The sequence below is a fragment of the Promicromonospora sp. NPDC050262 genome, from assembly GCF_040655935.1.
Lineage (GTDB): Bacteria > Actinomycetota > Actinomycetes > Actinomycetales > Cellulomonadaceae > Promicromonospora.
Genome location: NZ_JBFAKX010000026.1, coordinates 43167 through 62814, shown reverse-complemented (window position 1 = coordinate 62814; position 19648 = coordinate 43167). Strand labels below are relative to the sequence as shown.

The 19648-nt window shown below is 74.6% G+C and carries 16 protein-coding genes and 1 rRNA gene; 16 read left to right on the top strand and 1 reads right to left on the bottom strand.

Going from position 1 to position 19648, the window contains the following annotated elements; translation table 11 throughout:
- From rrf to glcF, 6 genes are all read left to right on the top strand, one after another.
- Nucleotides 1-92, top strand: a 5S ribosomal RNA gene (gene rrf / locus AB0I29_RS25805); the annotation flags it as partial.
- Between the two features lie 185 nt (nucleotides 93-277).
- Nucleotides 278-1024, top strand: coding sequence for an IclR family transcriptional regulator (locus tag AB0I29_RS25800; RefSeq protein ID WP_357486907.1), 747 nt, complete (start codon nucleotides 278-280; stop codon nucleotides 1022-1024).
- Nucleotides 1025-1143: 119 nt separating this feature from the next.
- Nucleotides 1144-2730: a malate synthase A gene (gene aceB / locus AB0I29_RS25795; RefSeq protein ID WP_357486905.1), complete on the top strand. Its 1587-nt coding sequence runs from the start codon at nucleotides 1144-1146 to the stop codon at nucleotides 2728-2730.
- 33 nt (nucleotides 2731-2763) lie between these two features.
- Complete coding sequence (locus AB0I29_RS25790) at nucleotides 2764-4236, top strand: FAD-linked oxidase C-terminal domain-containing protein (protein WP_357486903.1); 1473 nt, start codon at nucleotides 2764-2766, stop codon at nucleotides 4234-4236.
- Complete coding sequence (locus AB0I29_RS25785) at nucleotides 4236-5498, top strand: FAD-binding oxidoreductase (protein WP_357486901.1); 1263 nt, start codon at nucleotides 4236-4238, stop codon at nucleotides 5496-5498. Before AB0I29_RS25790 ends, AB0I29_RS25785 begins: the two co-directional genes overlap by 1 nt.
- Nucleotides 5498-6862, top strand: coding sequence for a glycolate oxidase subunit GlcF (glcF, locus tag AB0I29_RS25780; protein WP_357486900.1), 1365 nt, complete (start codon nucleotides 5498-5500; stop codon nucleotides 6860-6862). Before AB0I29_RS25785 ends, glcF begins: the two co-directional genes overlap by 1 nt.
- A 25-nt stretch (nucleotides 6863-6887) precedes the next feature.
- Here glcF and AB0I29_RS25775 read toward each other — a convergent pair whose 3' ends face one another.
- Nucleotides 6888-8051 (bottom strand): hypothetical protein, encoded by a 1164-nt coding sequence (locus tag AB0I29_RS25775; protein ID WP_357486898.1) that lies wholly within the window; start codon nucleotides 8049-8051, stop codon nucleotides 6888-6890.
- 300 nt (nucleotides 8052-8351) lie between these two features.
- Between AB0I29_RS25775 and AB0I29_RS25770 the strand changes: the two genes are divergently transcribed.
- The 10 genes from AB0I29_RS25770 to AB0I29_RS25725 all read left to right on the top strand — a co-directional run bounded on the left by AB0I29_RS25770 (nucleotide 8352) and on the right by AB0I29_RS25725 (nucleotide 19548).
- On the top strand, nucleotides 8352-9395 hold the full coding sequence (locus AB0I29_RS25770) for a hypothetical protein (RefSeq protein WP_357486896.1): 1044 nt from the start codon (nucleotides 8352-8354) through the stop codon (nucleotides 9393-9395).
- Nucleotides 9392-10399, top strand: a complete 1008-nt coding sequence (locus tag AB0I29_RS25765; RefSeq protein ID WP_285101937.1) for an HAD hydrolase-like protein — start codon at nucleotides 9392-9394, stop codon at nucleotides 10397-10399. Before AB0I29_RS25770 ends, AB0I29_RS25765 begins: the two co-directional genes overlap by 4 nt.
- Nucleotides 10400-10612: 213 nt before the next feature.
- Nucleotides 10613-10789, top strand: a complete 177-nt coding sequence (locus tag AB0I29_RS25760; protein WP_357486894.1) for a hypothetical protein — start codon at nucleotides 10613-10615, stop codon at nucleotides 10787-10789.
- Nucleotides 10790-10794: 5 nt separating this feature from the next.
- Nucleotides 10795-11826 (top strand): TlyA family RNA methyltransferase, encoded by a 1032-nt coding sequence (locus AB0I29_RS25755; RefSeq protein ID WP_357486892.1) that lies wholly within the window; start codon nucleotides 10795-10797, stop codon nucleotides 11824-11826.
- Nucleotides 11823-12770 carry an NAD kinase gene (locus tag AB0I29_RS25750; protein ID WP_285101939.1) on the top strand — a complete coding sequence of 316 codons (948 nt, stop codon included), beginning with the start codon at nucleotides 11823-11825 and terminating at the stop codon, nucleotides 12768-12770. Before AB0I29_RS25755 ends, AB0I29_RS25750 begins: the two co-directional genes overlap by 4 nt.
- 8 nt (nucleotides 12771-12778) lie before the next feature.
- The gene (recN, locus tag AB0I29_RS25745; RefSeq protein ID WP_285101940.1) at nucleotides 12779-14533 is read left to right on the top strand and encodes a DNA repair protein RecN; all 1755 of its coding nucleotides are present in this window, start codon (nucleotides 12779-12781) and stop codon (nucleotides 14531-14533) included.
- Nucleotides 14534-14538: 5 nt separating this feature from the next.
- Nucleotides 14539-15762, top strand: a complete 1224-nt coding sequence (gene steA / locus AB0I29_RS25740) for a putative cytokinetic ring protein SteA (RefSeq protein ID WP_285101941.1) — start codon at nucleotides 14539-14541, stop codon at nucleotides 15760-15762.
- A gap of 89 nt (nucleotides 15763-15851) precedes the next feature.
- Nucleotides 15852-16841, top strand: coding sequence for a copper transporter (locus AB0I29_RS25735; RefSeq protein WP_285101942.1), 990 nt, complete (start codon nucleotides 15852-15854; stop codon nucleotides 16839-16841).
- A 68-nt stretch (nucleotides 16842-16909) separates the two neighbouring features.
- The gene (locus AB0I29_RS25730; protein ID WP_357486889.1) at nucleotides 16910-17815 is read left to right on the top strand and encodes a hypothetical protein; all 906 of its coding nucleotides are present in this window, start codon (nucleotides 16910-16912) and stop codon (nucleotides 17813-17815) included.
- A complete protein-coding gene (locus AB0I29_RS25725; RefSeq protein ID WP_357486887.1) occupies nucleotides 17812-19548 on the top strand; it encodes a lipid II flippase MurJ in 1737 nt (578 codons plus the stop codon). The genes AB0I29_RS25730 and AB0I29_RS25725 overlap by 4 nt, the downstream gene beginning before the upstream one ends.
- The last annotated feature ends 100 nt before the right edge of the window (nucleotides 19549-19648 follow it).

The window sequence follows — 19648 nt, the reverse complement described above, 5'->3', positions numbered from 1 at the left end:
CGCCCGGTCCCATTCCGAACCCGGAAGCTTAGCCCCACAGCGCCGATGGTACTGCCCTGGTGACGGGGTGGGAGAGTAGGACGCCGCCGGACAACTATTCCCGACAGGGGGTGGGAGCAGTCGCAACAGCGACCGACTCCCACCCCCTGTCGGCATTCCCGGAACACTTCCCAGGGTCGCCGGCGACCCTCCTGCACGCAGACCGCTCCCGTCTTCCACCCTGTGGAATGCTGGTTCCGTCAGGCGACACGTCTGGCGATCCGACGGGGAGGTCGACGTGGCAGAACCTGGTGTGCAGTCCGTGGAGCGGGCGCTCGACCTGCTCGAGATCATGGCGTCGCTCGACGGCGACACCGGCCTGAGTGAGCTCTCGGAGCAGTCCGGGCTGCCCTTGCCGACCATCCACCGGCTGATGAGGACCCTCGTCGGCCGCGGTTACGCCCGGCGGCTGCCCTCACGCCGCTATGCGCTCGGCGCGCGGGTGATGGGCCTCGGCGAGGCGGCCGGCCGTCAGCTCGGTGCGGGCGCGCGACGACACCTGGCGCGCGTCGCACGGGAGCTGGGCGAGACCGCGAACCTGGCCATGCTCGACGGAGAGATGGCCGTGTACGTTGCCCAGGCGGCGTCGTCGCACTCCGTGCGGATGTTCACCGAGGTGGGGCGGCGCGTGCACCTTCACAGCACCGGTGTGGGCAAGGCGCTGCTGGGCGAGCTGCCCGAGGCCGCGGTGCGCGACATCGCCGTTCGTGCCGGGCTCGCTGCCGCGACCGACCGGACGATCACCGACGTCGAGGCCCTGCTGGCCGCGGTCGGCGAGATCCGTGAACGCGGGTATGCCGTGGACGACGGTGAGCAGGAGGTCGGCGTGCGGTGCTTCGCCGTCGTCGTGCCGGGGGTGCCCGTGCCTACCGCGCTGTCCGTGTCCGGGCCCGCCGCTCGGGTGTCGTTCGAGTTCGGGGAGCGTGCCGTGCCGGTGCTGCACGCGGTGGCGCGGGAGATCACCGCGGAGCTGTCCGGCGGCTGAGGGAGCGCCGTCGCGTTGACCGGGCGTCGTCGGGCACCTAGGGTTTTCACTAGGAAGTATTTGGTTTCCGCATCGTGGAATTAGGCGGGACCCGAGTCGATCGACCAAAGGAACTCGACGTGGACACTCCGGACGGCCTGACGATCACCGGCGACATCGCACCCCGCGCGGAGGAGGTGCTCACCCCGCAGGCGCTCGGGCTGATCGTGGCCCTGCACCGCGAGCTCGACGACCGCAGGCTGGAGCTGCTCCAGGCCCGCCGGCGACGCGTCGAGGACCTCGCGGCCGGCGGCACGCTGGACTTCCTGCCCGAGACGCGGCACATCCGCGAGGACCCGACGTGGCGCGTGGCCCCGCCGGCGCCCGGGATCGAGGACCGCCGCTGCGAGATCACCGGTCCCACCGACCGCAAGATGACCATCAACGCCCTGAACTCCGGCGCGAAGGCGTGGCTCGCGGACCACGAGGACGCGAACACGCCGCAGTGGAGCGCCGTGGTGGGCGGGCAGCTCAACCTGCTCGACGCCGTCAACCGGAACATCGACTTCACGGGCGACAACGGCAAGCACTACGCGCTCAAGCCGGACGTGGAGCTGGCGACGATCATCGTGCGTCCCCGCGGCTGGCACCTGCCGGAGAAGCACCTCCTGGTCGACGGCCGGCCGGCGTCGGGCAGCCTGGTGGACTTCGCGCTCTACCTGGCCACCGCCGGCCTGCGGCAGATCGAGAAGGGTCAGGGTCCGTACTTCTACCTGCCCAAGATGGAGTCGCACCTGGAGGCACGGCTCTGGAACGACGCGTTCGTGCTGGCCCAGGACTTCCTTGGCATCCCGCGGGGCACCATCCGCGCCACCGTGCTCATCGAGACCTATCCCGCGGCGTTCGAGATGGAGGAGATCCTCTACGAGCTGCGCGAGCACAGCTCGGGCCTGAACGCCGGCCGCTGGGACTTCATGTTCTCCGTCATCAAGTCGTTCCGGACCCGCGGCACCGACTTCATGCTGCCGGACCGCAACGCCGTCACCATGACCGTCCCGTTCATGCGCGCCTACACGGAGCTGCTGGTCAAGACCTGTCACACCCGCGGCGCGCACGCGATCGGCGGCATGGCCGCGTTCATCCCGAGCCGCGACGAGGAGGTCAACGCGGCGGCGTTCGCCAAGGTGCGCGACGACAAGACGCGCGAGGCGAACGACGGTTTCGACGGGTCGTGGGTGGCTCACCCCGGCATGGTCGAGCTCTGCACGGAGGTGTTCACGTCGGTGCTGGGCGACCGGCCGAACCAGATCGACCGCACCCGCGAGGAGGTGCAGGTCACCGCGGCGCAGCTGCTCGACGTCGCGTCCACACCGGGCGACGTCACGGAGGCGGGGCTGCGCAACAACATCTCGGTGGGCATCCAGTACCTCAAGGCGTGGCTCGGCGGGCTCGGCGCCGTCGCCATCTTCAACCTCATGGAGGACGCCGCGACCGCGGAGATCTCCCGCTCGCAGGTGTGGCAGTGGCTGCACAACGACGTGACGCTCGCCGACACCGGCCACCAGGTCACGCGCGAGCTGATCGACCGGATCGTCGAGGAGGAGATCGCCAAGCTGCCGGGTGACGCGGCAGACTACGCGGAGGCGAAGCAGACGTTCCTGGAGGTGGCGGTCGCCGACGACTACGCCGACTTCCTGACCCTCCCGGCCTACGCCCGCATGCCGTGACCTGACGGAGGACCGTGCAACGAGGAGGTTGCCGTGGGATCTGGTGGGTCGGGGTTGCGGGACGTCGTCGGTGAGCTGCTCGGGGCGCTCGGGACGGAGCGGGTCATCACGGACCGGCAGCGTCGGCGGACCTACGAGTGCGACGGGCTCGCCGCGTACCGCGTGATCCCCGGGGTCGTGGTCCTGGCGCGGGACGCCGCCGACGTCGCGCAAACGGTGCGGGCCTGCGCCCGGCACGGCGTGCCGTTCGTCGCGCGCGGGTCGGGCACGGGGTTGTCGGGCGGGGCGCTGCCGCACTCCGAGGGGGTGCTCGTGGTCATGTCGCAGATGCGGGCGGTCCGGGAGATCGACGCCGCGAACCAGCGCGCCGTGGCCGACCCGGGGGTGATCAACCTGCAGCTCACCGCCGCGACCAGCCCGGACGGCCACTACTTCGCGCCCGACCCGTCCAGCCAGTCGGTGTGCTCGATCGGCGGGAACGTCGCCGAGAACTCCGGCGGGGCGCACTGCCTCAAGTACGGCTTCACCACCAACCACGTCACGGGCGTGGATCTGGTGACGCCCGGCGGCGAGCAGGTCGAGATCGGCGGCAAGGCACCGGACGCGCCCGGGTACGACCTGCTCGGCGCGCTCGTGGGCAGCGAGGGCACGCTCGGCGTGGTCACCGCGGCGACGGTGCGCCTGACCCGGCTGCCGCAGGAGGTCCGCACGCTGCTGGCCGCCTTCCGCTCCATGGACGACGCCGGGGCTGCCACCTCCGCGATCATCGCGGCCGGCGTGATCCCCGCCGCGATCGAGATGATGGACGCGCTCGCGATCGAGGCCGCCGAGGCCGCCGTGCGCTGCGACTACCCGCGCGGGGCGGGTGCCGTGCTGGTGGTCGAGCTGGACGGTCCGGCGCCGGACGTCGCGGGGGAGTTCGACGACGTCGTGCGGCTGTGCGAGGCTGCCGGCGCGTTCGAGGTGCGGGTCGCGGCGGACGACGACGAGCGCGCCCTGATCTGGAAGGGCCGCAAGTCCGCGTTCGCGGCGGTCGGCCGGATCAGCCCGGACTACATCGTGCAGGACGGCGTGATCCCGCGGACGGCGCTGCCGCTGGTGCTGCGGCAGATCGCGGAGCTGGGCGAGCGTGCCGGCGTGCGGGTGGCGAACGTCTTCCACGCGGGCGACGGCAACCTGCACCCGCTCGTGCTGTTCGACGGCGCGGTCGAAGGCGCTGTCGAACGTGCGGAGGCGGTGGCCGGCGGCATCCTCGACCTGTGCCTGGAGCACGGCGGGTCCATCACGGGCGAGCACGGCGTGGGCGCCGACAAGGCCAAGCACATGCCGCGCATGTTCACCGCCGACGACCTCGACACGATGCAGGCGGTGCGCTGCGCGTTCGACCCCGACGGCATCTCCAACCCCGGCAAGGTGTTCCCCACGCCGCGGCTGTGCGGGGAGCGCCCCGGGCGGCACCAGGGCGCGCACCCCCTGGCGGAGTCCGGCGTGGCGGAGGTCTTCTGATGGCGGACCTGCAGCGGCTCGGCGACGCGCTGCGGCAGCACGGGGGAGAGGTGCGGGAGGCGAGTCCGGGCGACACCGTCGACGGGGTGCTCGCCCGGGCGGTCGCGCGCCCGGCGTCGGCGGAGGGGGTGGCGGCCGTGCTGCGGGAGGCGACCGCGCAGGGACTGGTCACCGTGGCGCGCGGGGCCGGTACGGCGCTCGACTGGGGCGCGCCGCCCGAACGTGTCGACCTCGTCCTGGACACGACGGGGCTCGACCGGCTCGTGGAGCACGGCGCGGGCGACCTCGTCGTGGTCGCGGAGGCCGGGCTGCCCGTCGCCGCCCTGTCGGAGACCGTCGGGCGGGCCGCCCAGGAGCTCGTGGTGGACCTGCCGCCGGGCCGGCTCGCGGGCGGGTCCACCGTGGGCGGCATGCTGTCGACCGGCGCGTCCGGTCCCCGCCGCCTGCAGCGCGGCGCCGTCCGCGACCTCGTGCTGGGCGCCACGGTGGTGCTCGCCGACGGCACCCGCGCCAGCTCGGGCGGCAAGGTGGTCAAGAACGTCGCCGGATACGACCTCGCCAAGCTCCTGACCGGCGCGTACGGCACTCTCGGCGTGGTGGTCCGCGCGGCGTTCCGGCTGCATCCGGCCCGGCCGGCCCGGGCCTTCGCGACCGGCTCCGGCCCTCTGGCCGACGTCGCCGCGCGGGCGCGGGACGTGGTGGCCTCGCAGCTCGCGCCCGCGGCGGTCGAGATCGACCGGCCCGCGGGGAGCGACGTCGCCGAGGTGGCGGTGCTGGTGGAGGGGACGACGGCCGCTGTCAGGCAGCGGGCCGCCGCGGCCGCCGAGCTGCTGGGCGGACGGGTCCAGGCCGGACCGCCGTCGTGGTGGGGCGAGCTGCCGGGGGCCGCCGTCGGGCAGAACGGGCCGACCCTGGCCAAGGCGACCGCCACGCTCACCGGGGTAGCCGACCTGCTGGCTGCGGCGCGCGACGCCGAGCAGCGGTACGACGTCGGGATCGCGCTGCGCGGGACCGCCGCCGGGGCGCTGCACGCCGCGGTGACGGGTCCGCCCGAGGCGACCGCGCTCGCCGTCGGGCACCTGCGGGCCGCCGCGCCCAGCCCGCGGGAGGGGACCGTGACCGTGCTGCGGGCGTCGCGCGACGTGCGTGCGGCGCTCGACGCGTGGGGTCCCGTGGGCGGGCTCGACCTGATGCGGTCGATCAAGCGGCAGCTCGATCCCGGGCGGAACCTGGCGCCGGGCCGATTCGTGGGAGGCATCTGATGACCGAGGCGAAGCCGGACCTGCTGGGCTCCTTCGACGGGCCTGGGGTCAACCGGCAAGGGGCCTTTGACGGGCACCACCCGCCCGCCCGGGAGCTCGTGGACGACTGCGTGCACTGCGGGTTCTGCCTGCCCGCGTGCCCCACCTACTCCTTGTGGGGCGAGGAGATGGACTCGCCGCGCGGCCGGATCCAGCTCATGAAGCAGGGGCTGGAGGGGGAGCCGATGTCGCCGGCGCTCGTCCAGCACGTCGACGCGTGCCTCGGCTGCATGGCGTGCGTGACGGCGTGCCCGTCGGGGGTGCGGTACGACAGGCTCGTCGAGGCGACACGGCAGCAGGTCGAGCGGCGCGGTGCCGAGCACCGGACGCGGGGGCAGCGGCTGCTGCGGTCGGCGGTCTTCGCGCTGTTCCCGCGGCCGGGGCGGCTGCGGCGCGTGCTCCCGCTGCTTGCGGCCTATCAGCGTTCGGGGCTGTCGCGCCTGGTGCGGCCGGTGCTGGCCCGGGTCTCGCCGACGCTGGCGACGATGGAGGCGATCGCGCCGCCCGTGGGCCCGCGCATCCCGGTGCCGGCGCGCGTGCCCGCCGTCGGGGAGCGGCGGATGACGGTCGGGCTGCTGCTGGGCTGCGTGCAGCGGGAGTTCTACCCCGGCGTCAACGCCGCGACGGCGCGGGTGCTCGCGGCGGAGGGCTGCGACGTCGTCGTGCCGCCGGACCAGGGGTGCTGCGGTGCGCTGTCCGTGCACGCCGGGCGGGAGGCCGAAGGCCTGGACTACGCGCGGGCGCTGATCGACGCGTTCGCGGACGCCGGCGTGGAGCGGATCGTGGCGAACTCGGCCGGGTGCGGCTCCACGATGAAGGACTACGCGGACCTCCTGGCGGACGACCCGGAGTACGCCGAGCGTGCCGCCGCCTTCGCGGAGAGGACCCGGGACGTCTCCGAGGTGCTGGCGGAGCTGGATCCCGTGGCGCCGCGGCATCCGCTGCCGCTGACCGTCGCCTACCACGACGCCTGCCACCTGCGGCACGCGCAGGGCGTCAAGGCCCAGCCGCGCACGGTGCTCGCGACCGTACCGGGGCTCGTGGTCAAGGAGATCGCCGAGGGCGACATGTGCTGCGGGTCGGCCGGCATCTACAACCTCACCAACCCGGAGCCGGCGCGCGAGCTGGGGGACCGCAAGGCCGCGCACGTGGCGGCGACCGGCGCCGAGCTGCTGGTCACGTCCAACCCGGGCTGCCTGCTGCAGATCACCGACGCGCTGTCCCGGCAGGGGCGCGCCATGCCGACCGCGCACATGGTGCTGGTGCTGGACGCGTCGCTGCGCGGGGCAGGCCCGGAGGAGCTGCTCGGCCCGTCCCGGGGCTGATGCGCGGAGCCCGTGGACGTGCACGTCACAGTCCCTCGACCACGGGGAGCGGCCGCTCCCGTGGGAGAATGTCCGGGCATCTGTCATCGAAGGGAACACCGTGAACGAAACGCCCCGTGACCAGGGGAACGACCGCGAGGGCGACCGCCGCGGCGAGCGCAAGGGCGCCTACCGCAACGACGGCCACGCGCCGCGTCGCGACGACCGGGGCGGTGAGCGCGGTGGTGACCGGGGCCGCCGGTATGACGGCGGCCGCGGGGGCAGCGGGCCCCGGCGCGACGACGACCGTCCGCGCCGGTCCTCCGACGACCGCGGCGGCGACCGTCCGCGTCGGGACGACCGCGGCGGCGACCGTCCGTACCAGCGGGGCGGCGATGACCGTCCCCGTCGCTCGTACGGAGACCGGGACAACCGGGGCGGCCGCGACGGCCGCGGCGCCCGGAACGACCGCCCGTACCGTGGCAACGACGCAGACCGTCCGCGCCGGTACGAGGAGCGCGACAACCGCGGGGGCGACCGTCCCGCGCGCCGCGACGACGGCCCCCGCCGGAGCTTCGACCGGGACGACCGGCCGCGCCGGTCCTTCGACGACCGGGGCGGCGACCGGCCGCGCCGGAGCTTCGACGACCGCGGCGAGAACCGTCCGGCGCGGCAGGACGACGACCGGCCCCGCCGGTCCTTCGGCGACCGCAACGACCGTCCGCAGCGCTCGTTCAACGACCGTGACGACCGCCCGCGTCGGTCGTTCGACGACCGCGGCGGTGACCGTCCGCGTCGTGACGACCGTGGTGGTGACCGTCCGTTCCGGCGTAATGACGACGAGCGTCCGCGCCGGTCGTTCGAGGACCGTGGCGGTGACCGTCCGCGTCGTGACGACCGTGGTGGTGACCGTCCGTACCGTCGCAACGACGACGAGCAGCCCCGCCGCTCGTTCGACAACCGCGACGAGCGTCCGCGCCGTTCCTTCGAGGACCGTGACGGCGCCCGCGACAGCCGGGGGCGCGACGACCGCCCGCAGCGCTCCTTCGACAACCGGGACGACCGTCCGCGTCGGTCCTTCGACGACCGTGGTGGTGACCGCCCGCGTCGTGACGACCGTGGTGGTGACCGCCCCTTCCGGCGCAACGACGACGACCGTCCGCGCCGTTCGTACGGCGACCGGGACGACCGCGGCGGCCGCGGTGGGCACTCCGGCGGCGCCCGCTCGTTCCAGGGGAACGACGACCGCCCGCGTCGGTCGTTCGACGACCGCGGCGGCGACCGTCCGCGCCGTGACGACCGCGGCGGTGATGACCGTCCCCGCCGTGACGACCGCGGCGGCAACCGCTCGCGCCACGACGAGCGCGGTGGTGACCGTCCGCGCCGCTCGTTCGGCGACCGCGACGACCGGCCCCGCCAGGAGAACCGCGAGGAGCGTGAGGAGCGCGCTCCCCGCGCCCCGGAGCCGGAGATCGCCGAGGACGCCTCGTTCAGCCAGCTCGACCGCGACGTGCGCTCGCGCCTGCGCGGGCTGAGCAAGGACCACGCCGAGTACGTGGGGCTGCACCTGGTGATGGCGGGCCGGCTGCTCGACGTCGACCCGGAGCGCGCCTACGAGCACACCCAGGCCGCGGTGCGCGGTGCCGGGCGGATCGACATCGTGCGCGAGGCCGCGGGCCTCGCCGCCTACCACACCAACCGGTTCGCGGAGGCGCTGCGCGAGCTGCGCACCGTCCGCCGGCTGAACGGCTCCTCGGAGCACCTGCCGATCATGGCGGACGCCGAGCGCGGCCTCGGCCGTCCGGAGCGCGCCCTGGCGCTCGCGGCCTCGGAGGAGGCGGCGACGCTCGACGCGACCGGCCGGATCGAGCTCGCGATCGTGGCGAGCGGCGCCCGCTCCGACCTGGGCGAGCACGACGCCGCCCTGGCCGTGCTGGACAAGGTCTCCGCCGAGGACGCCCAGGGCGACCTCGGGCTGCGCGTGGTGCAGGCTCGCGCCGTGGCGCTCGAGGCCGCCGGCCGGGCCGACGAGGCCGCCGCGCTCCTGGCGACGGTCGACAGCGAGGCCCTCGAGCGGGCGATCGGCGCGCAGACGCCGGACGAGGACATCACCGTCTTCGACGTCGAGGAGGACGCGGCGATCGCCGAGCAGGAGTACGCCGCCGAGCACCCGGAGGAGTTCGCGGACGACGAGGACGACTCGGACGAGGACTCCAACGACGACGAGGACTCGGACGACGACGAAGAGGACTCGGACTCGGCCGATTCCGGCGACTCCCCGGACTCTGCCGACTCCCCGGACTCGGCAGACTCGGCTGAGTCAGCTGACTCGGCCGACTCCGCCGGCTCGCCCGACGAGCCCGAGGACAGCGACGAGCCCGACACCGACGACGACGGAGCCGACGAGCCCGAGGCAGACGCCGTCGACGAGCCGAGTGCCGCCGAGTCCGACGAGGCGTCCGACACCGAGGCGACCGACACCGAGGCGTCCGATGCCGAGGGTGAGCCGGCCGCCGAGGGCGACCGGTCCGACGTCGGGCAGGAGAAGGCGTGACGGCGACCGCCGGGCTGCTGGCGAGCGACGTCCCGCTCGCCGAGGCCTATGACCTCGCGCTCGTCGACCTGGACGGCGTGGCGTACAAGGGGCACCTGCCGATCGAGCACGCGTCGGCGAGCCTGGCCGCCGCACGCTCGGGCGGGATGCGGCTGCTGTTCGTGACGAACAACGCGTCGCGCGAGCCGGAGGACGTCGCGGGCCAGCTCACCGGGCTGGACATCCCGACCGATCCGGACGAGGTGATGACCGCCGCGCAGGCGTGCGCGGCGCTGCTCACCACGCGGCTCGACGAGGGCGCGAAGGTGCTCGTCGTGGGCGGCAAGGGCCTGGTCACGGCGGTGCGGTCCGCGGGCTTCACGGTGGTGGAGTCGGCGGACGACGAGCCGGACGCCGTCGCCCAGGGCTATTCCCCCGAGCTGGGCTGGGCGCAGCTCGCGGAGGCCGCGTACGCGGTCGGTCGCGGCGCCTGGCACGTGGCGAGCAACCTCGACCTGTCGCTCCCGACGGCGCGCGGGTTCGCGCCGGGGAACGGCGCCCTGGTGGGGGCCGTGGTGTCGGCGACGGGGGTCACCCCGGACAGCGCGGGCAAGCCGTCGCCCACCATGTACCGGCTCGCGGTCGAGCGGGCCCGGGCGAGCCGGCCGCTGGTGATCGGGGACCGGCTCGACACCGACCTCGCCGGCGCGCGCGGCGGCGGGTACCCGGGACTGCACGTCCTGACGGGCGTCTCGACGGCGCGCGACGCCGTGCTGGCCGTGCCGGGGGAGCGCCCGTCGTTCGTGGGGGCCGACCTGCGGGCCCTGCTGGAGTCGCACCGGGCGCCGGAGCTCGCGGACGGGTGGTTCGTGTCCGGCGGCGCGGCGGCCCAGGTGGCCGACGGCGAGCTGCGGCTCGACGGCGCCGGGATCGACCTGGTCCGCGCCGCGTGCGCCGCGTCCTGGGCCGCGACGGACGCGGGCGAGCCCCTGGACCCGGCGTCGGTCCCGGACTTCTCGCTCTGATCTCTTCGAAGGCGGGGACCGGGCAGGCCGCGCGGTACCGCTTCTCCCCGCAGAGAACCTGACGGAGTTCTCCCAGGTTCTGTCGGAGGCGACAGGTACCGTGTCTTGCAGCATGCCGACGGTTCGCGCGCGGTGGGCCGTCACCAGGGAGCTGGCAAGAGAAGGCACCAGCAGGCACGAGCACGGACGAGCACAGTGGAGCGTTGACGCACGATGGACGAGTTCTACGAGACCCAGGAACCCGCGACCGGCCCGGCCGATCCCGAGGCGGGCGTCCGGCATGCGCTCGAGGCGCTCGACGGGCTCGACGACCTGCCCCCGGCCGAGCACGTCGCCCGGTTCGAGGCGGTCCACGACGCCCTGCGCGCGCACCTGAGCGGTGACGCCTGACGGTGGTGACGACGACTGTGAGCACGCGCGTGGACGCGGAGCTGGTTCGCCGCGGGCTGGCCCGTTCGCGGCGGCACGCCGCGGAGCTCGTCTCGTCCGGCCGGGTCACGGTGGCGGGGCGGGCGGTGGTCAAGCCCTCGTCGGCGGTGTCCGACGGCGACGAGGTGTCGGTCGCCCCCGGCGCCGACCCCGAGCACGAGTATGCGTCGCGCGCCGCGCTCAAGCTGGTCGGGGCGCTCGACGCCCTGGCCCACGTGCCGGGCGGACCGGTGGTCGAGGGCGCGTTCTGCGCCGACCTCGGCGCCTCGACCGGGGGCTTCACGGACGTGCTGCTGCGCCGCGGCGCCGCCCATGTGGTGGCGGTCGACGTGGGCCACGACCAGATCGTGCCGGCGCTGCGTGACGACGACCGGGTGACGGTGGTCGAGGGCCTCAACGTCCGCGACCTGACGCCGGGCGACCTGGCCCGGGCCCCGGACCTCGTGGTCGCCGACCTCTCGTTCATCTCCCTGACCGTGGTGCTGCCCGCCGTCGCGGCCGTGCTGCGCCCGTGGGCGCAGGCGCTGCTGATGGTCAAGCCGCAGTTCGAGGTGGGGCGCGAGCGCCTGGGCAGCGGCGGCGTGGTGCGCGACCGCGCGCTGCACGCCGAGGCGGTCACCACCGTGCTGCGCGCCGCCGAGGGCCTGGGCCTGCTGGCGCGTGCGGTGGTGCCGAGCCCGCTGCCCGGTCCGAGCGGCAACCGCGAGTTCTTCGTGTGGCTGACGCCGGCGGGCGCGACCGACTGGACCCCCGGGGACGACCTGGCCCTCGCGGCGGCCGTCGAGACGGCGGTGGGCTGGGACCCGGCCCACGGCGAGCCCGCGGCCCGGCCCGGCCACCCGCCGGAGCCGCCGGCCGTCGTCGTGCACGGACGGCAGGACGACGCACCCCCGGCCGACCGGCCGGCAGGACGGCAGGAGCAGCACACGGACCAGACGCAGACAGACCAGCAGGACACCGTCCAGCAGCAGACCGAGCAGAAGGAGTCCCGACCGTGACCCGGCGCGTCCTCATCGTGACCCATGGTGGTCGTCCCCGGGCGGTCGCCGCGCTGGCCGAGGCGCTGCGCGAGCTGAAGGCGGCGGGCTTCGAGTACACGCTGCACGACGACGCGCTCGCGGAGGAGTTCGGCGACCACATGGCCGCCAAGCGCCTCGCGGAGGGCGTGCACAACGCCGAGGCAGTGATGGTGCTCGGGGGCGACGGCACGATCCTTCGCGCGGCGGAGCTGACCCGCGGCACGGACGTGCCGCTGCTCGGCGTGAACCTCGGGCACGTCGGCTTCCTCGCCGAGTCGGAGCGCGAGGACCTCGGCGCCGCCGTCCGGCGGCTGGTCGCCCGGGACTACGACGTGGAGGAGCGTGCCACGGTCGACGTGACCGTGCATCTGCCGGGCACCGCGGAGCCGGTGGTCGGCTGGGCGCTGAACGAGGCGACCGTCGAGAAGGCGTCGCGCGACCGCATGCTCGAGGTCGCGATCGGGGTGGACGGCCGTCCGCTGCTGTCGTTCGGCTGCGACGGGGTGGTGATGTCCACCGCGACGGGCTCCACGGCCCACGCCTTCTCGGGCGGCGGGCCGGTGATCTGGCCGGACGTCGACGCCGTGCTGATGGTGCCGCTGTCGGCGCACGCGCTGTTCGCGCGGCCGCTCGTGATCGGCCCGAAGTCGCGGTACACGGTCGACGTGCTGCCGCAGTCGACGGTCGAGGGCGTGCTGACCTGTGACGGGCGCCGGGAGATCCGGCTGCCCCGCGGTTCTCGCGTCGTCGTGCGCCAGGGCGGTACGGTGCGGCTCGCACGGTTGTCGAACGCGCCGTTCGCGGACCGCCTCGTGTCGAAGTTCAGCCTGCCCGTCTCGGGCTGGCGGGACCGTGTCGGGTCGGGGCAGGCAGCAGGGCAGGATGTACCTTCTGACCCAGCCGACCCCACAACAGAGAATTAAGGAGTCAGGTGCTCGAGGAGATCGCTATCGAGAACCTGGGCGTCATCCGCTCGGCCCGGGTACCCCTGTCGGACGGCCTGACCGTCATCACGGGCGAGACGGGCGCGGGCAAGACGATGGTGCTCACGGGGCTGAACCTGCTCATGGGCGCCAAGGCGGACCCGCAGTCGGTGCGCCCGGGCGCGTCGTCGGCAGCGGTCGAGGGGCGGGTGCGCGTCTCCGGGCGCGACGCCGTGCTGGGCCGCGTCGACGAGGCGGGCGGTGAGGTGGAGGACGACGGCACCGTCGTGATCCTGCGGACCATCGCCGACGGGCGCTCCCGCGCGCACCTGGGCGGCCGTGCCGTGCCGCAGGGCGTGCTCGCGGAGATCGCCGAGGACCTGTTCACCGTGCACGGCCAGGCCGACCAGCTGCGGCTGCGCACCTCCGCGAAGCAGCGCGACGCGCTGGACACGTTCGTGGGCCCCGCCCACCAGCGCGTGCTGGCCGCCTACCGCACCGCGTGGAGCGAGCGCGGCGGCCTGCTGACCGAGATCGCGGACCTGGAGGCGCGCGGCGCCGAGCGGGCCCGCGAGGTGGAGCTGCTGCGCATCGGCCTGGAGGAGATCGAGCGGGTCGACCCGGTCAGCGGCGAGGACGTCGAGCTGCAGGCGCTGATCGAGCGCCTGTCCAACGCGGAGGGCCTGCGCACGGCGGCCACCGAGGCGCACGAGGCCGTCGCGGGCGAGGACGCCGACGGCGCCCGGGAGAACGCGATCGCGCTGGTCGAGCGGGCGCGGCGCGCCCTGGACGCGGCGGCGCACTCCGACGCCGCGCTCGGCGTGCTCGCCACCCGGTTCGCCGAGGTGGGCTACCTGCTGTCGGACGTCGCGACCGACGTCGCCGCCTACGTGGACGACCTGCAGGCCGACCCGGCCGGGCTGGAGACGGCGCACAACCGGATGGCGGAGCTGAACGCCCTGACCCGGTCCTACGGCGAGACCATCGACGAGGTGCTGCAGTGGGCCAGCGACGCGGGCCTGCGCCTGCTCGACCTGGACGACGGCGGCGACCGCCTCACCTCGATGCGGGCCCGCGTGGCCGAGCTGGACGGCGAGCTGGCCCGGCTGGCGGAGATCCTCACGGCCGAGCGCACCCGCGGCGCGACCGAGCTGGCCGAGGCCGTGACGAGCGAGCTGCACGGCCTCGCGATGGGCGGCGCGCACCTCGTGGTCACGGTGGACCTGCTCGACCAGCCGGGTCCGTTCGGCGCCGACCAGGTCACGTTCCTGCTGGTGCCGCACCCGGGCGCCCCGGAGCGCCCGCTCGGCAAGGGCGCGTCCGGCGGTGAGCTCTCCCGCGTGATGCTCGCCCTGGAGGTCGCCCTGGCGACGTCGGGCGGCGCGGCCGCGGCGCGCACGGCCGACACCCCGCGCAGCACGTTCGTCTTCGACGAGGTCGACGCCGGGGTCGGCGGCCGGGCGGCGGTCGAGGTCGGCCGCCGGCTCGCGCAGCTCGGGCGCAGCACCCAGGTGGTCGTCGTGACCCACCTGGCCCAGGTCGCCGCGTTCGCGGACGCCCACCTCGTGGTCACCAAGAGCTCGGACGGCGAGGCCGGCGCGAGCGACGGGGACGACGGGATGATCACGGTCACGGGCGTGCGCGAGGTCACCGCGGACGCACGCGTCCGCGAGCTGGCGCGCATGCTGTCCGGCCAGGACGACTCGGAGACGGCGCGTACCCACGCGCTGGAGCTCCTGGAGTCCTCGGTCGTGGGACGATAGAGCGGATGAAGCTGATCTCCCGACCCGAGAAGCGCGCCGACAAGGGCGCAGCGAAGAGTGCCGCCGAGCAGGCCCCGGTGCTGCCGCAGGCCGTGGCGCACGGTCCCGCCCGGATCGGAGCGCGCACCAAGGAGCTCACGTCCCGGCTGAACCACGGCGACGTCGCCGTGATCGACCACGTCGACATCGACCGTGTCGCGGCCGACGCCCTGGTGTCGGCCGCGCCCGTCGCCGTCCTGAACGCCGCCCCGTCGACGTCCGGCAGGTACCCCAACACGGGCCCGGACATCCTGGTCGAGGCCGGGATCGTCCTGGTGGACGACCTGGGGCCGTCGGTCATGACGATCGACGAGCACGCCGACGTCGAGATCGTGGGCGGCGAGGTCGTCGTCGACGGCGAGGTCGTGGCCACGGGCACGTACCAGACGCCGCGCACCGTGGCCGCGAACATGGCCGCGGCCCGCGAGGGCCTGTCGGCCGAGATCGAGCGGTTCGCCGAGAACACGATGACGTACCTGCGCCGCGAGCGGGACCTCCTGCTCGACGGCGTCGGCGTCCCGGACATCCGGACCCACATCGACGGCCGGCACGTGCTGATCGTGGTGCGGGGCTACCACTACCGGGAGGACCTGGCGCAGCTGCGGTCCTACATCCGGGAGAACCGCCCCGTCCTGATCGGCGTGGACGGCGGTGCCGACGCGATCATCGACGCGGGCTGGCAGCCCGACATGATCGTGGGCGACATGGACTCCGTCTCCGACCGGGCGCTGGCCTGCGGTGCGGAGATCGTGGTGCACGCCTACCGCGACGGCAAGGCGCCCGGGCTGGAGCGCGTCAAGGCGCTCGGCGTGGAGCCCGTCGTCTTCCCCGCCACGGGGACCAGCGAGGACATCACCATGCTGCTGGCCGACGACAAGGGCGCCGAGCTGATCGTCGCCGTCGGCACGCACGCGACCCTCGTGGAGTTCCTCGACAAGGGGCGCTCGGGCATGGCCTCCACCTTCCTCACCCGGCTCCGGGTCGGCGGCAAGCTGGTCGACGCCAAGGGCGTGTCCCGGCTGTACCGCACGCGGATCTCGAACACCCAGCTCACGCTGCTGTCGGGCGCGGGCGTCGCGGCGGTGCTCGCGGCACTGGCCTCGACGTCGGCCGGCCAGACCTTCTTCGGACTGATGGGGGCACGGTTCGACGACGTCGTGTCCTGGATCGGTAACCTCTTCGGCGGCTGACCTGCGAGGATGCCTCCCGCAAGCACGCCGCCCCGACCTGACACCGGGCCTCCCACCGCCCGGAACATGCTTAAGGACTCCTTCCCACCGTGATCGACTTCCGATACCACCTCGTCTCGCTCATCTCCGTCTTCCTCGCCCTCGCCGTCGGCATCATCCTCGGCGCCGGCCCGCTGCAGGGGGCGATCGGTGAGACGCTGACGGAACAGGTGGACGCGCTGCGTGCCGAGCGCACCGACCTGCGCACCGAGCTGGACGCCACGCAGGGCGCGCTGGACGGCGACGAGCGGTACATCGAGGCGGTGGGCACGCGCCTGGTCTCCGGCTCGCTCGAGGGCGAGCGCGTGGCGGTGGTGCAGCTCGGCGAGGTCTCGCAGGAGGTGCACGACGGCGTGCTGAACCAGCTCGACACCGCGGGCGCCTCGGTCGTGGCCAAGACGGAGCTCACGGAGGCGTGGACCGACCCCGCCGAGGAGTCGACCCGCGAGACCGTGGCCGAGGGGCTGCGCGTCAACCTCGGCTCGGCGGTCCCCGAGACGGACGACCCGAACGCCCTGCTCGGCGCCGCGCTGGCCCTCTCGCTCACCGGCAGCGACGGCGGCGCCGACCGCAGCTCGCAGGCCACCGACCTGGAGGCCCAGCTGGAGCGGTTCGGCTTCGCGGAGCCGGGCGACGAGCAGACGGAGGCCGCGCAGGCGCTCGTGCTGCTCGTGGGCCCCGCCGGGCAGCCGCAGGAGACGGCGGACGGCACCACCGAGGAGGCGGAGCCGACGCCGGACGTGTGGACGGCCGTGACGCTGGCGGCCCAGGAGGTCACCGGCGCGGCGATCCTCGCCGGCCCGACGGACGACCCGGGCGACGCCGTGCAGGCGGTGCGCGACGACGAGGACATCGCCGCGGTGGTCACGACCGTCAGCGGCGTCGACCGGCTCGTGGGCCGCATCAACGTCCCGCTCGCGGTCGCGGCGCGCCTGGACGGCGTCGTCGGGCAGTACGGCCTTGAGGACGACGCGACGGCGGTGCTGCCGCCCGCCGCGGACGACACGGCCGGCGACACCGTCGGCGACACCGCGGGCTGAGCAGGTACGAGCAGAGGCCGAGCCGGCACGGGCAGCGAAAAGACCGATACACGGACCGAGGGGTAGTCATGGGTGCAGGAAGGTTCATCGTCGCGGGCGTCGTGGCCGGGATCGCGACGGCGTTCGCGCGCCGCAAGCTCGACGAGAAGGTCGCCGGGGGCTCCCTCGGCGGGGACGACACGTGGACGCGGACCAACCACCGCGGCGAGCCGATCAGCCTGCTGGAGGGGCCGGCGGTCACGGCCGGTCTCGTGGCCGGCGCGGCGGTCGGGGGCGGCACCGCCCCGGGCGCGACGGCGTTCGCCACGGCCGCCGCGGGCGCGTTCGGCCTCTACGACGACCTCGCCGAGGACACCGCCACCCGCACCAAGGGCCTGCGCGGCCACCTCGGGGCGCTCAAGGAGGGCCGGCTGACCACGGGCGGCCTCAAGGTGCTCGGCATCTCCGGCTCCGCGCTGCTGGCGTCCGCCGTCGGCACGCCCCGCACGGCACGCAGCGCGTTCGGCCACCTGGTCGACATCGGCCTCAACGGCGCGCTCATCGGCGGCACCGCCAACCTGATCAACCTCTTCGATCTGCGCCCCGGCCGGGCCCTGAAGGCCGGCGTCGCGGCGAGCCTGCCGTTCGCCCTCGCCGGTACCGGCGCGGCGGGTGCCGTGCTGGGTGCCGCCGCGGCGGCGGCACCGGGCGACCTGGGGGAGAAGGACATGCTGGGCGACGGCGGCGCCAACGCCCTCGGCGCGCTCGTCGGCAGCCAGGTCGCGTTCAACGCGCCCCGCGCGGTGCGGTGGGCGGCGCTCACCGGCGTCGTCGGCCTCATGCTCGCGTCCGAGAAGGTGAGCTTCTCGAAGGTGATCGCCGACAACGAGTGGCTGAACAAGGCCGACATGCTCGGCCGGCGCCCCTCGGCCGCGGTCGAGGAGTCGGTCGCCGAGCTCGCGCAGACCAAGCCCGTGGCCACCCCGGGCGCGTGAGCCGCACCCGGTCCCTGGCGAGCGCGGCGCTGCTCGTCACCGTCGTCACCCTCGCCAGCCGCCTGGTCGGCTTCGGCCGCTGGCTCGCGCAGGGCGCGTGGCTCGGGTCGGACGGCGTCGGGACGGTCTTCAACTCGGCCAACCAGCTGCCCAACCTGCTGTTCGAGGTCGCGGCCGGCGGCGCGCTCGCGGGCGCCGTCGTGCCGCTGCTCGCCGGGCCCCTGGCCCGGGCGGCGTTCACCGCCGACGGCACCGCGGCCTCGAAGGAGCAGGCCTCCCGGATCGCGTCGGCGCTGCTGGGCTGGACGCTGGTGGTCCTCGTGCCGCTGGCCGGGCTGACCGCGCTCCTCGCGCGCCCGATCATCGGCCTGACCGGGCTGGACGACCCGGCGCAGGTGGACGTCGCCACGGCGTTCCTGCGGGTGTTCGCCGTGCAGGTGCCGCTCTACGGGATCGCCGTCGTGCTGGGCGGCATCCTCCAGGCGCACAAGCGGTTCTTCTGGCCGGCGTTCGCGCCGCTGGTCTCCAGCCTCGTCGTGATCGTGGTCTACGGGGTCTTCTACCTGCTGGCCGACGGCGACCAGCGGGACGTCGCCGCGCTCTCGTCGCAGGCACTGGTCTGGCTGGCGTGGGGCACCACGGTGGGCGTGCTCTTCCTGGCGCTGCCGCTGGTGGTGCCCGTGTGGCGCACCGGCCTGCGGCTGCGGCCCACGCTGCGGTTCCCGTCCGGCGAGGGGCCGCGTGCCGCCCGCCTGGCGTTCGCGGGCGTGGGCGCGCTGGTGGCCCAGCAGCTCTCGGTGTTCCTCACGCTGCGCGCGGCCAACGCCGCCGGTGGCGACGGCACGCTCTCGGTCTACCTGTACGCCCAGCAGGTCTACCTGCTGCCGTACGCGGTGCTCGCGTTCCCGATCGCGACCAGCGCGTTCCCGCACTTCGCGGAGCACGCCTCGGCCGGCCGGACCGGCGAGCTGCGCGCCCTGGTGGCCCGCACGACGCGCACCCTGCTGCTCGTGACGGCCCTGGGCATGGCCGCGCTGATCGCGGCGGCCCCGTTCGTCGAGCAGGTCTTCGACCTCATCGTGCTGGGCGACGCCCCCGGGCTGGCGGCGGGACTGATCACCATGGCGCCCGGGCTGATCGGGTTCGCGCTGATCCTGCACCTGTCGCGCGCGCTGTACGCCGTCGACCACGGGCGGGCCGCGGTGACCGCGACCGCGAGCGGGTGGGGCGTCGCGGCGGTCGGCGCGGCCCTGGTGCCGCTGCTGTTCGCCGGCCGCGAGCCGGCCTGTGCCGCGACGTCGTGCGTCGACCTCGCGCTGCGGACCAACGTGATGGCGGCGCTCGGTGCCGTGGGCACGGCCGGGATGGTCGTGGCCGGTCTGGGGCTGCTCCTGGCGGTCCGGCGGCACCTGGGCCCGCCCGCGCTGGACCGCGTCTGGCGGGCGCTGCTCGTGGTGCTCGTGGCGGCCGCCGTCGGCGCCGCGGCCGGGCTCTGGCTGCCGTGGCAGCTCGGCCTGACCGCGACGTCCTACTTCTCGTTCTCGGACCCGGCGCTGAACGAGGTGCCGTTCGACGGCGGCGAGTTCGCCGCCGAGCTGGGCCTCGGGCTGGCCTTCGGGCTGCTGGCCGCGCTCGTCGCGCTGGCGGTGGCGGTGCTGCTCGACCGGGACCTGCGTGCCGCCGTCGGGCCGCTGTTCAGGAAGCTGGGGAGGAAGTTCTCCCGGAAGGCCTGACTTAGCGAGCGCGAAGGCCGCAGCAGGGGCAGACTCGACCAAAACCGGTCGATGGTCCCGCGCGGCGAGCGCGTGTGCTGGTCGTAACACCACCAGCACG